The sequence below is a fragment of the Pseudomonas sp. P5_B2 genome (assembly GCF_056400445.1).
Window position 1 is genome coordinate 1 of the sequence record NZ_JBFULH010000117.1, and the last position, 11,397, is coordinate 11,397.

13 protein-coding genes are annotated in these 11,397 nt (G+C 58.5%); 5 read left to right on the plus strand and 8 right to left on the minus strand.

Features of this window, described 5'->3' with window-relative positions; translation table 11 throughout:
- Positions 1-61: 61 nt before the first annotated feature.
- Genes secB through AC1DRJ_RS12290 form a run of 3 tightly spaced genes read right to left on the minus strand, consistent with a single transcriptional unit; the run spans position 62 to position 1,258 of the window.
- Positions 62-547, minus strand: a complete 486-nt coding sequence (gene secB / locus AC1DRJ_RS12280; protein WP_007949026.1) for a protein-export chaperone SecB — start codon at positions 545-547, stop codon at positions 62-64.
- A gap of 41 nt (positions 548-588) precedes the next feature.
- Entirely contained in the window at positions 589-843 is a 255-nt protein-coding gene (gene grxC / locus AC1DRJ_RS12285) for a glutaredoxin 3 (protein ID WP_008149430.1), read from the minus strand.
- A 1-nt stretch (position 844) separates the two neighbouring features.
- Complete coding sequence (locus AC1DRJ_RS12290; RefSeq protein ID WP_477802383.1) at positions 845-1,258, minus strand: rhodanese-like domain-containing protein; 414 nt, start codon at positions 1,256-1,258, stop codon at positions 845-847.
- Between the two features lie 154 nt (positions 1,259-1,412).
- Here AC1DRJ_RS12290 and gpmI point away from each other — a divergent pair, with 154 nt between their 5' ends.
- From gpmI to AC1DRJ_RS12315, 5 genes are all read left to right on the plus strand, one after another.
- The gene (gpmI, locus tag AC1DRJ_RS12295) at positions 1,413-2,942 is read left to right on the plus strand and encodes a 2,3-bisphosphoglycerate-independent phosphoglycerate mutase (protein WP_477802384.1); all 1,530 of its coding nucleotides are present in this window, start codon (positions 1,413-1,415) and stop codon (positions 2,940-2,942) included.
- A gap of 304 nt (positions 2,943-3,246) precedes the next feature.
- On the plus strand, positions 3,247-4,545 hold the full coding sequence (locus AC1DRJ_RS12300) for a murein hydrolase activator EnvC family protein (protein ID WP_477802385.1): 1,299 nt from the start codon (positions 3,247-3,249) through the stop codon (positions 4,543-4,545).
- 31 nt (positions 4,546-4,576) lie between these two features.
- Positions 4,577-5,896: a S41 family peptidase gene (locus AC1DRJ_RS12305; RefSeq protein ID WP_477802386.1), complete on the plus strand. Its 1,320-nt coding sequence runs from the start codon at positions 4,577-4,579 to the stop codon at positions 5,894-5,896.
- A 1-nt stretch (position 5,897) separates the two neighbouring features.
- The gene (locus AC1DRJ_RS12310; RefSeq protein ID WP_477802387.1) at positions 5,898-6,674 is read left to right on the plus strand and encodes a divergent polysaccharide deacetylase family protein; all 777 of its coding nucleotides are present in this window, start codon (positions 5,898-5,900) and stop codon (positions 6,672-6,674) included.
- A gap of 117 nt (positions 6,675-6,791) precedes the next feature.
- On the plus strand, positions 6,792-8,165 hold the full coding sequence (locus AC1DRJ_RS12315) for a Vps62-related protein (protein WP_477802388.1): 1,374 nt from the start codon (positions 6,792-6,794) through the stop codon (positions 8,163-8,165).
- Here AC1DRJ_RS12315 and AC1DRJ_RS12320 read toward each other — a convergent pair.
- The 5 genes from AC1DRJ_RS12320 to hisH all read right to left on the minus strand — a co-directional run bounded on the left by AC1DRJ_RS12320 (position 8,146) and on the right by hisH (position 11,396).
- Positions 8,146-8,901: a substrate-binding periplasmic protein gene (locus tag AC1DRJ_RS12320; protein ID WP_477802389.1), complete on the minus strand. Its 756-nt coding sequence runs from the start codon at positions 8,899-8,901 to the stop codon at positions 8,146-8,148. The genes AC1DRJ_RS12315 and AC1DRJ_RS12320 overlap by 20 nt on opposite strands.
- 77 nt (positions 8,902-8,978) lie before the next feature.
- Positions 8,979-9,749 carry an imidazole glycerol phosphate synthase subunit HisF gene (gene hisF / locus AC1DRJ_RS12325; RefSeq protein WP_477802390.1) on the minus strand — a complete coding sequence of 257 codons (771 nt, stop codon included), beginning with the start codon at positions 9,747-9,749 and terminating at the stop codon, positions 8,979-8,981.
- A gap of 9 nt (positions 9,750-9,758) precedes the next feature.
- A complete protein-coding gene (gene hisA / locus AC1DRJ_RS12330) occupies positions 9,759-10,496 on the minus strand; it encodes a 1-(5-phosphoribosyl)-5-[(5-phosphoribosylamino)methylideneamino]imidazole-4-carboxamide isomerase (RefSeq protein WP_477802391.1) in 738 nt (245 codons plus the stop codon).
- Positions 10,497-10,538: 42 nt separating this feature from the next.
- Positions 10,539-10,796 (minus strand): DUF2164 domain-containing protein, encoded by a 258-nt coding sequence (locus AC1DRJ_RS12335; protein WP_046045558.1) that lies wholly within the window; start codon positions 10,794-10,796, stop codon positions 10,539-10,541.
- Positions 10,797-11,396: an imidazole glycerol phosphate synthase subunit HisH gene (hisH, locus tag AC1DRJ_RS12340; protein ID WP_477802392.1), complete on the minus strand. Its 600-nt coding sequence runs from the start codon at positions 11,394-11,396 to the stop codon at positions 10,797-10,799.
- Between the last annotated feature and the right edge of the window lies 1 nt (position 11,397).

Consider the following 11,397-nt stretch of genomic DNA (forward strand, 5'->3'; position numbering starts at 1 on the left):
TACACCGCTTTCGCGAGCAAGCCCGCTCCCACATTGGACTTGCTTCGACGCTCAGGACTGCTTACTGAACGGTCGGAGTCTCGCCAGCCGCCTGCATGCGTTGCAGCTCTTGTGCGTACAGCGCGTCGAAGTTCACTGGTGCCAGCATCAGGGCCGGGAACGAGCCGCGGGTGACCAGGCTGTCCAGGGTTTCGCGAGCGTACGGGAACAGGATGTTCGGGCAGAACGCGCCGAGGGTGTGGCTCATCGAAGCGTCGTCCAGGTTCTTGATCAGAAAGATCCCGGCCTGCTGCACTTCAGCGATGAACGCCACTTCGTCACCGTTCTTCACGGTCACGGACAAGGTCAGCACGACTTCGTGGAAGTCGCCTTCCAGGGCCTTTTGACGGGTGTTCAGATCCAGACCGACGCTCGGCTCCCACTGCTGGCGGAAAATCGCCGGGCTTTTTGGGGCTTCGAAGGACAAGTCACGTACGTAGATGCGCTGCAAGGAGAATTGCGGTGCGGTTTCTTCTTCGCTAGCTGCTGTGTTCTGTTGGTCAGTCATGTCAGATCCTTTCTGATCTTGGGGTCTTATAGGGAAGGCATTCAGGCCTTGAGCATTGCGTCCAGCTTACCGGCGCGCTCAAGAGCAAACAAATCATCACAACCACCCACGTGGGTGCTGCCGATCCAGATCTGCGGCACGGACGTACGTCCGGCTTTCTGAGCCATGGCGGCACGCACCTGCGGCTTGCCATCGACCTTGATCTCTTCGAAGGCCACGCCTTTGTTTTCGAGCAGGTATTTGGCTCGCGAACAGTAAGGGCAGTAATCGCTGGAATAGACGACGACGTTGCTCATATCACTTCACCAGCGGCAGGTTGTCGCCCTTCCAGCTGGAAATACCACCGGAGAGCTTGGCGGCGGTGAAGCCGGATTTCATCAGTTCGCGCGCATGCGTACCGGCGGTCTGGCCCAAGGCGTCGACCAGGATGATGGTCTTGGCCTTGTGCTTTTCCAGTTCGCCGACGCGAGCGGTCAGTTTGTCGTGAGGAATGTTCAACGCGCCAACAATGTGACCGGCGGCGAAATCCTTGGTCGAACGGATATCGATCACCACGCCTGCGTCCTTGTTGACCAGCCCGGTCAGTTCACCGGTACTCAGGCTACGGCCGCCGCCTTGCATTTGATAGGCAATCAGTGCCGCCAGCAGTACGACGAAGATACCGACAAGAATGTAGTGGTTAGTGGCAAATTCAATCAGGTGAGCAACCATCGAAGGAGGTTCCAGGGCGTTAAAATGTCGGCCAGTATACACAGCCACTATGGTGGGCCAAACCCCGTCCGGCGGTGACGTGGCCGGAACTTCGCTTTAAACTGCCACTCCCTTTTTAATCGCCCTCTTTTAACCTCAGCCACGAGTGGAATCCATGACTACCACGCCTAAACCTTTGGTCCTGATTATTCTCGATGGCTTCGGTCACAGTGAGAGCCCCGAATCCAACGCCATTTATGCGGCGAAGAAGCCCGTACTGGACCGTCTGTGGGCCACCGTGCCGAACGGCCTGATCTCGGGCAGCGGCATGGACGTCGGCCTGCCGGATGGGCAGATGGGCAATTCTGAAGTCGGCCACATGAACCTCGGTGCCGGTCGCGTGGTGTATCAGGACTTCACCCGCGTGACCAAGTCGATCCGCGACGGCGAGTTCTTCGAGAACCCGACCATCTGCGCCGCTGTAGACAAAGCCGTTGCCGCTGGCAAAGCCGTGCATTTCATGGGCCTGCTGTCCGACGGTGGTGTTCACAGCCACCAGGACCACCTGATCGCCATGGCTGAGCTGGCGTTCAAACGCGGCGCGGAAAAAATCTATCTGCACGCCTTCCTCGACGGCCGTGACACGCCGCCGAAAAGCGCACAGTCGTCCATCGAATTGCTCGACGCCAGCTTCCAGGCGCTGGGCAAAGGCCGTATCGCCAGCATTATCGGCCGTTATTTTGCCATGGACCGCGACAACCGCTGGGACCGCGTGTCCCAGGCCTACAACCTGATTGTCGATGGCCAAGGCGAATTCAACGCCGACACCGCCCAGGAAGGCTTGCAAGCCGCTTACGAGCGTGGCGAGAGCGACGAATTCGTCAAAGCCACCTCCATCGGCGAGCCGGTCAAGGTCGAAGACGGCGACGCCGTGGTGTTCATGAACTTCCGCGCCGACCGCGCCCGCGAACTGACTCGCGTGTTCGTCGAAGACGGCTTCAATGAATTCGAACGCGCGCGCCAGCCGAAGCTGGCTGGTTTCGTCATGCTGACCCAATACGCCGCCAGCATTCCTGCACCTTCGGCGTTCGCCGCCGGCAGCCTGGAAAACGTGCTGGGCGATTACCTGGCGAAAAACGGCAAGACTCAACTGCGCATTGCCGAAACCGAAAAATATGCCCATGTGACCTTCTTCTTCTCCGGCGGTCGTGAAGAACCGTTCCCGGGCGAAGAACGCATCCTGATCCCGTCGCCAAAAGTCGCTACCTATGACTTGCAGCCGGAAATGAGCGCTCCGGAAGTCACCGATCGCATCGTCGATGCCATCGATAACCAGCGCTACGACGTGATCGTGGTCAACTACGCCAACGGCGACATGGTCGGCCACAGCGGCGTGTTCGAAGCGGCGGTGAAAGCCGTTGAATGCCTGGACCTGTGTGTCGGTCGCATCGTCGAAGCCCTGGAAAAAGTCGGCGGCGAAGCACTGATCACTGCCGACCACGGCAACGTCGAACAGATGGCTGATGAATCCACCGGCCAGGCGCACACCGCTCATACGACCGAGCCAGTGCCGTTCATTTATGTCGGCAAGCGTGACCTCAAGGTCCGTGAAGGCGGCGTACTGGCGGATGTGGCGCCGACCATGCTGATGTTGATGGGCCTGGAAAAACCGGCGGAAATGACCGGGACATCGATTCTGGTGTAATCCGCGCCCTCCAACACCGCCAAAACCCTGTGGGAGCCGTTGTGGCGAGGGGGCTTGCCCACGTGCGGCTGCGAAGCAGTCGGAAAACCCTTGCATGCGGTGTACCTGGATATACACCGCGAATGCAGATTTTGGGGCCGCTTCGCGGCCCAACGGGGGCAAGCCTCCTCGCCACACAGGCTCGCTCCCACATTGGTTTGTGGTGTTTTTTTGTCCAGTTATCACACAGTCCCAATTGGGCATTTTTTTTGCCACGCTTGGCGGGCATACTAGGCCGTCCCTTTCCCTGGTGTCGCCTGCCTCTATGCTCCGCGTCCTGATAGCCCTTGCACTGACTTGCCTGCTCCAACCGGCCTTCGCTGACGAGCGCGAGCAAACCCGACAACAGTTGGACGCCACGCGTCAGGACATTGCCGAGTTGAAAAAACTGCTGGGCAAGCTGCAGGAAGAAAAATCCGGTGTGCAAAAAGAGCTCAAAGGCACCGAGACTGAAATGGGCAAGCTCGAGAAGCAGGTCGACGCCCTGCAAAAAGAGCTGAATAAGAGCGAAACCGAGCTGCAGCGACTCGATGCCGAGAAAAAAAAACTCCAGAGCGCGCGCATTGAACAGCAACGACTGATCGCCATCCAGGCCCGCGCGGCCTATCAAAACGGCCGTCAGGAGTACCTGAAGCTGCTGCTGAACCAGCAGAACCCGGAACAGTTCGCCCGCACCCTCACCTACTACGACTACCTGAGCCAGGCCCGTCTGGAGCAGCTGAAGAATTTCAATGAAACCCTGCGCCAACTGGCCAATGTCGAAAAAGACATCGACAAGCAGCAGGCGCAATTGCTGGTGCAAAAGAGCAGCCTCGACAGCCAGCGCGACGAACTCGAAAAAGTCCGCAAGGAGCGCCAGCAAGTCCTGGCCAAGCTCAACGACGACGTAAAGGCTCGCGACCAGAAACTGGCCTCCCGCGAGCAGGATCAGGCAGACCTGTCTAAAGTCCTTAAAACCATTGAAGAAACCTTGGCTCGCCAGGCCCGTGAGGCAGAAGAAGCGCGGCAAAAAGCGCTGATCGCCCAGCAGGAAGCCGAAAAAAAGCGTTTACGTGAGGCTCAGGCTGCAGCAGATGCAGAAACCACCGACGCCCCACGTAAACCGGTTAAATCGACCCCTGGCGCGCTGGTTTCAAGCTCAGGCGAAACTTTTGGCGGCCCTTTTGCGTCAACCCGGGGAAAACTTCCCTGGCCAGTTGATGGTCGACTGCTGGCACGCTTTGGCGAATCCCGTGGCGACGATACCCGTACCAAGTGGGACGGCGTGATGATCAGCGCTTCCGCCGGCAGCCAGGTACATGCCGTGCATGGCGGCCGGGTGGTGTTTGCCGATTGGTTGCGTGGTGCCGGGCTGCTGGTGATTCTCGACCACGGCAACGGTTTTCTGAGTCTTTATGGTCACAACCAGACGTTGCTCAAGTCTGCGGGTGACGTAGTAAAAGCCGGTGAGTCCATCTCCACTGTCGGCAACAGTGGCGGGCAGGACACACCAGCGCTGTATTTCGCTATTCGGCAGCAGGGTCACCCGAGTGATCCGGCGCAATGGTGCCGTGTGCAAGGATAAGCACGCTACCTAATTCAGGAGTTCGTTCGACATGCTGTATTTGTCCCGCCTTACCTCGCTGGCCCTGACGATCGCCCTGGTGATCGGCGCGCCTCTGGCGTTCGCCGCTCAACCAGCGGCGGCAGTCGCGCCTGCGGGCACTGCCGCGACGACCAAGGCACCGTTGCCTCTGGAAGAGTTGCGCACCTTTGCCGAGGTCATGGACCGGATCAAGGCTGCCTATGTCGAACCCGTAGATGACAAGACCCTGCTGGAAAACGCCATCAAGGGCATGCTCAGCAACCTCGATCCGCACTCCGCCTACCTGGGCCCGGAAGACTTCGCCGAGTTGCAGGAAAGCACCAGCGGTGAATTCGGTGGCCTGGGTATCGAAGTTGGCGCTGAAGACGGCTTCATCAAAGTGGTTTCGCCCATCGATGACACCCCGGCCTCCAAGGCTGGCATCCAGGCCGGCGACTTCATCGTCAAAATCAACGGCGCACCGACTCGCGGCCAGACCATGACCGAAGCCGTAGACAAGATGCGCGGCAAGATCGGCCAGAAAATCACCCTGACCTTGGTGCGCGATGGCGGTACACCTTTCGACGTAACCCTGACCCGCGCCATCATCCAGGTGAAGAGCGTGAAGGCGCAGTTGCTGGAGAACGGCTACGGCTACATCCGCATCACTCAGTTCCAGGTCAAGACCGGCGAAGAAGTCTCCCAAGCCCTGGCCAAGCTGCGCAAGGAAAACGGCAAAAAGCTAAAAGGCATCATCCTCGACCTGCGTAACAACCCGGGCGGCGTGCTGCAGTCTGCGGTGGAAGTGGTCGATCACTTCATCAAAAAGGGCCTGATCGTCTACACCAAAGGCCGTATCGCCAACTCCGAGTTGCGCTTCAACGCGACCGGCAAGGATGAAAGCGAAGCCGTGCCAATGGTCGTGCTGATCAACGGCGGCAGCGCCTCGGCTTCGGAAATTGTCGCCGGTGCCTTGCAGGATCAAAAACGCGCCGTGGTGATGGGCACCACCAGTTTCGGCAAAGGCTCGGTACAAACCGTGCTGCCTCTGAACAACGACCGCGCCCTGAAGATCACTACTGCGCTGTACTTCACCCCGAACGGCCGCTCGATTCAGGCCCAAGGCATCGTTCCGGACATCGAAGTGCGCAAGGCCAAGATCACCAGCGAGCAGGACAGCGAGTACTTCAAGGAAGCCGATTTGCAGGGTCACCTGGGCAATGGCAACGGCGGCGCCGACAAGCCAACAAGCTCCGGCGCCAAACCCAAGGCCATGCCGCAGGATGATGATTACCAGTTAGCCCAAGCCTTGAGCCTGCTGAAAGGGTTGAACATCACGTCCGGCCGCTGAGATGCTTCAGCGGTTCATCCTGAGTTTACTACTCTGCCTGACGGGTGTTGCTCACGCAGCGCCCGTCGAGACGGCCCCGCAAAAAGCCTATCTCAGCCTGATCATCGATGACCTGGGGCAGAACCTGCCCCGGGATCGCCGCGTGCTGGCTCTGCCCGGTCCGGTGACCGCGGCGATCATGCCGGACACACCCCACGCCACGGAATTCGCTCGCGAAGCCCATCGCGCCGGCAAAATCGTCATCCTGCACATGCCGATGGACCCGGCCACGGGACCGTTCGCGTGGCACCCGGACTTGCCCATCGAAGAGCTGGAAAGACGCCTGAATGCGGCCTTCAAGGTCGTGCCCTATACCGCTGGCATCAACAACCACATGGGCAGCCGAATGACCGCTCAGCCGGCCGCCATGGCCTGGTTGATGGAGGACTTGCAGCAGCGGCACAAAATCTTCGTCGACAGCCGAACCAGCGCACAAACCGTTGCCGCCGCCCAGGCGCAGAAAATTGGCTTGGCCAGTGTTTCGCGGGATGTGTTTCTGGATGACGAACGCACCGAGGCAGCAATTTTCACGCAATTGCAGACGGCGATCAGCCTGGCGCGAAAACAGGGGTCAGCGGTGATGATCGGACATCCGTATCCGCAGACGCTGGCGGTGCTGGAGCGGGAACTGCCCAAGCTGAAGGCTCAGGGGATTGAGTGGATTGATATCAAGCAGATGATCAGCGTGCGCAGCAACCGCGCCATGGTCGGCCATGGCAAAGACGGCATCTATCGGTAACACTCCGCCACACCCTCCTATACATAGTTACCGCCAGATCCTTCGCCTGCTTCCGGATAGTAAGACCTGTAAAGGTCGCGACTCCTCTGAGTCGCCAATCGACTATCAGGATTGATTATGAGCACCAATGACAACGTCACACTGGCCGCGAGGCAAACGGAATCGATAAAAATCGACAACCTGCTGATCAACTTTACGACGGAGTTCCGCCGCATCTGGGACAGCAGCGGCTCGGAGTCGAAACCTGCAGCCTTTTGGCGTCCGGCCCCTGCGCCTGATTTGCTGCCGGGGTTTTTCCCGCTGGGCGACGTCGTTGCTACCGGACACGCCAACATCAACGATCAAAGAGTGGTCATGGTTGTCTGCGAGGGTGAACAGCAGAGCGGCGATAGCAGTAAGGGGCCAGCCCTGAGACCACCCACCGACTTTGAACAAATATGGAGAGATGCAGGATCGGGAGCCAATGCGGACTGCTCGATATGGCGCCCGATCCCTCCCGAGGGCTACGTGGCGCTGGGGCAGCTGTGCTCCAATGGCTGCGACAAGCCGTTGCTTAACACCGTTCGTTGCGTCCGGGTAGATCTGGTAGTCCTTTCAAACATCAGCGATTTGATCTGGAACGACAAAGGCAGTGGCGCCAGGCATAGCTTTAGCGCTTGGAGTCTCAGTCCTCCGGACGCAGTGGCAGGAGAAATCCACTTCGCACCAGGCACCTTTGTCGGTGTCGGCACCTATAACAAACCGGCGACACACGTCACCGCCTATTCATTTCGAATGCAGATCCCTCTACAAATAAATCCGCCGCCAGCGACCCCGGAGCTCTCGGAGAACGGACAACCATTGCTTTTAGAACCGGCGAAGACCACTCAAATTGCCAAACTCCCCTGGTTCACCGTAAAAGACCCCGACCTGCGTCCTCTTGAGCAATTACGCACATCACCTTTCTATCGTCTGGAAAGAACAGATCAATATGTACTCGTCGGCTACGGCAACAACGAAAACGCCGAAAACCGGATCTACAAGTGGACCGCGCGCCGGCCACAGAGCCCCGGCAACCTGGAGGAGTTCTCCCGTATCACCACAATCGCGATCGATGGCATTTGTTGGCCCTCGCGAAAACCCGCAATGTTCTCGGCGAGATTGAATAAGCGATTTACTCACACCGAACTGTCCGGTGGATGGAACGGCCCGTCAGCGGTAGAGATCGTCACCATCGTCCCGAAAAACAAGGCTGTTGCAGCTTATGAGTTGCGGAGCACCTACAGATTGCTTCGCGAAAACAACACTCAAGTGTCGATCGAAGCCCAATACATCGATGGCAACAGCCTGCACTTGACTGAATATCCGCCTGAAAAAGACCGTGAAGTTAACACCACCCCACAGCCGGTGGACGACGCAACAGCAGCAGATACCACTGAAACAGAGCGAGAGGTTACGACTTCACCTCTACCGGAGACAGACTTGCCAATAGCTACAGATACCGCGCCATGATCTCGTCGACCCTTCCGTCCTTGCGCATCTGATCCAGCACAGCCTGCAATTTGGCGACAGTCTCGTCGGATACTTCCTTGTTCAGCGCCAGATACAGTTCGGCGCTGTTGAAGCGCAATACGGTCATTAGCCCGGTCACCCCTTCCTGGCGCGCCAGATAGCGCCCGGCAGGGTCTCCGGTCGCCCATAGGTCGATCTGGCCGTTAACCAGCTTCTTCGCATTGTCCTGATCGCGAAGCACAACGATCGGGTTCAGTCCCTGCTTGGCGAGCGTCTCGGCAATCGCATCGCCCTTGTAGGCACCGATTTTGTATTTGCGCGCATCATCCAGCTTTTCCAGGGTGATCTTGCTGTCAGCTTTGGCCAACATGATCCAGTCATCCGGCCCAAGCGGGCCGACCCACTTGAAGAGCTTTTCGCGGTCAGGCAGACGCGCCATCACGAATACGCCGTAACCGGGCTTTTCCAGGGCGAGTTTGTAAATTCGCTCCCAAGGGAAACGCAGCGTCAGGCTATAAGTGATGTCGGCACGCTTGAACATCTCACGGACAATGTCCACGGCTATGCCATTGATGTTCTCGTCTTGAGCGAAGTTTTTGCCGTTCTTTGCCATGTTGTATGGCGGGAAATTTTCTGTCAGCAACACCAGGTCGGTGTCGGGGCTTTCGGCGGCATGCGCTCCGCTGATAAACAACAGAGCGGCACTGGCGAGGACTAGAAGAAGGCGTTTGAGCATGTCTGGCTACCGAAATCCATGGCGTACCCAAGAGTGCCTTGAGCCCGCCATGATGTCCACTTGCCTGTATTGTTTGTTTAGCGCATCACGATGCCGCGATGCGCCATGTAGGCCTTGGCTTCCTGCACCGTGTATTCACCGAAGTGGAATATACTCGYCGCCAATACTGCGCTGGCATGGCCTTCAAGGATGCCGTCGGCCAAGTGCTGCAAGTTTCCGACACCCCCGGAGGCGATCACCGGAATCCCCAGCGCATCACTGATTGCACGGGTCACACCGAGGTCGAAACCGTTTTTCATGCCGTCCTGGTCCATGCTGGTCAGCAGGATTTCACCGGCACCGAGGCCTTCCATTTTCTTCGCCCATTCAACAGCGTCGAGACCGGTAGGTTTACGACMGCCGTGGGTGAAGATTTCCCAACGCGGGGTTTCGCCCGGCAGTGAAACCTTCTTGGCATCGATGGCGACGACAATGCATTGCGAACCGAAATGCTGCGCCGCTTCGCCGACAAACTCTGGATTGAATACCGCTGCGGTATTGATCGAAACCTTGTCCGCACCGGCATTCAGCAAGTTGCGAATGTCCTGCACGGTGCGTACACCACCGCCTACGGTCAGCGGGATGAACACCTGGCTGGCCATGCGCTCGACGGTATGCAGCGTGGTGTCGCGGCCGTCGACACTGGCGGTGATGTCGAGGAAGGTAATCTCGTCCGCACCCTGCTCGTCATAGCGACGGGCGATTTCCACCGGGTCACCGGCATCGCGAATGTTCTCGAACTTCACACCTTTAACGACCCGGCCGTTATCCACGTCCAGGCAAGGGATGATGCGTTTGGCCAGCGCCATGGTCAGTCCTCAGCCTTTGTACGAATCGCAGAAAGCTTGCGCTTCAGCGACGTCGAGGGTGCCTTCGTAGATCGCCCGGCCGGTGATCGCACCGATGATGCCTGGCGCCTTGGCGTCGAGCAGCGACTTGATGTCACCGAGGTTGTGAATACCGCCGGACGCGATCACCGGAATGCGCGTGGCAGCAGCCAGCGCGGCGGTGAACGGTACGTTGCAGCCCTGCATCATGCCGTCTTTGGCAATGTCGGTATAAACGATCGCGGACACGCCGTCGGCTTCAAACTGCTTGGCCAGATCGATCACCTGAATGGTGCTGATTTCAGCCCAGCCATCGGTGGCAACGAAACCATCCTTGGCGTCCAGGCCGACAATCACTTTGCCCGGAAACGCGCGGCAGGCTTCGGCAACGAAGGCCGGGTCTTTCACGGCTTTGGTGCCGATGATCACGTAGCTCACGCCGGCTTTGACATAGTGCTCGATGGTTTCCAGCGAGCGGATACCGCCGCCGATCTGGATCGGCAGGTTCGGGTAGCGCTTGGCAATCGCGGTAACTACTTCGCCATTGACCGGCTGGCCTTCGAAAGCGCCGTTCAGATCGACCAGATGCAGACGACGGCAACCGCCCTCTACCCACTTGGCAGCCATGCTCACCGGGTCATCGGAAAACACCGTGGAATCTTCCATGCGGCCCTGGCGCAGACGAACACAGGCAYCGTCTTTGAGATCGATAGCGGGAATAATCAGCATCTGGCAAACCTTCAAATTCGAGTATTCAGCTTCGCTCGGAAATCAGTTTTTCTCGAGCGCCCACAAGTCGCTTTCGATGCTTTCGAACCTCTCTTTGAGGTGCGTCTGCACATCGAAAATCGCCCTGTTGTAATAGTGCGGAGCAATTTCACGGGTAAACAGCTCAAGGATTTCGGCCGCTTCGAACGAACCCAAGTCCAGTTCGAAGCGATCCTCCATAAAGCGCTTGATCTTGTGATTGGCCTCGTTCTCCTGTTCGGGAGTGAGGGTCAGGATCGGCGGCTTCTTCTTGGCTGCCATTTACCAGCGACCATCCCACGCCGCGAAGTTCTGCAGCAATTGCAGGCCATGGGTATGGCTCTTCTCGGGGTGGAACTGCACGGCAAACCGCGAGCCTTCGGCCAGCGCCGCAGCGAAATCGACACCGTAGTGACCGCCGCCCACCACCTGCCGCGCGTTGCCGGCGGCGATGTAGTAGCTGTGCACGAAATAGAAACGCGCCAGGTCCGGAATGTCGTGCCACAGAGGGTGAGTGACCGTCTGCTTCACTTCGTTCCAGCCCATGTGCGGGACTTTCAGATGTTCGCCGTCTTCGTGCAGGTCTTTGCCGAAGAACTTCACCGCGCCCGGAAACAGGCCGATGCAGTCAACGCCATCGTTCTCTTCACTGCTGTCGAGCAAGGCTTGCATGCCGACACAAATGCCGAGGAACGGACGGTCCTGGCTGACTTCACGCACCAGCGAATCGAAGCCCAGGCGACGGATCTCCGCCATGCAGTCGCGAATCGCGCCGACGCCGGGAAAAACCACCCGGTCGGCTTCGCGAATCACGTCGGCATCGCTGGTGATCAAGACCTTGCCGGCACCGACGTGCTCGAGGGCCTTGGCCACCGAGTGCAGG

Bases quoted from the DNA above. Each gene is read 5' to 3' on its own strand.
- AC1DRJ_RS12320 (WP_477802389.1), bottom strand. From the start codon at position 8,901: ATGCTCAAACGCCTTCTTCTAGTCCTCGCCAGTGCCGCTCTGTTGTTT.
- AC1DRJ_RS12310 (WP_477802387.1), top strand. From the start codon at position 5,898: ATGCTTCAGCGGTTCATCCTGAGTTTACTACTCTGCCTGACGGGTGTT.
- AC1DRJ_RS12335 (WP_046045558.1), bottom strand. From the start codon at position 10,796: ATGGCAGCCAAGAAGAAGCCGCCGATCCTGACCCTCACTCCCGAACAG.
- AC1DRJ_RS12305 (WP_477802386.1), top strand. From the start codon at position 4,577: ATGCTGTATTTGTCCCGCCTTACCTCGCTGGCCCTGACGATCGCCCTG.
- secB (WP_007949026.1), bottom strand. From the start codon at position 547: ATGACTGACCAACAGAACACAGCAGCTAGCGAAGAAGAAACCGCACCG.
- AC1DRJ_RS12315 (WP_477802388.1), top strand. From the start codon at position 6,792: ATGAGCACCAATGACAACGTCACACTGGCCGCGAGGCAAACGGAATCG.
- AC1DRJ_RS12290 (WP_477802383.1), bottom strand. From the start codon at position 1,258: ATGGTTGCTCACCTGATTGAATTTGCCACTAACCACTACATTCTTGTC.
- AC1DRJ_RS12300 (WP_477802385.1), top strand. From the start codon at position 3,247: ATGCTCCGCGTCCTGATAGCCCTTGCACTGACTTGCCTGCTCCAACCG.
- grxC (WP_008149430.1), bottom strand. From the start codon at position 843: ATGAGCAACGTCGTCGTCTATTCCAGCGATTACTGCCCTTACTGTTCG.
- gpmI (WP_477802384.1), top strand. From the start codon at position 1,413: ATGACTACCACGCCTAAACCTTTGGTCCTGATTATTCTCGATGGCTTC.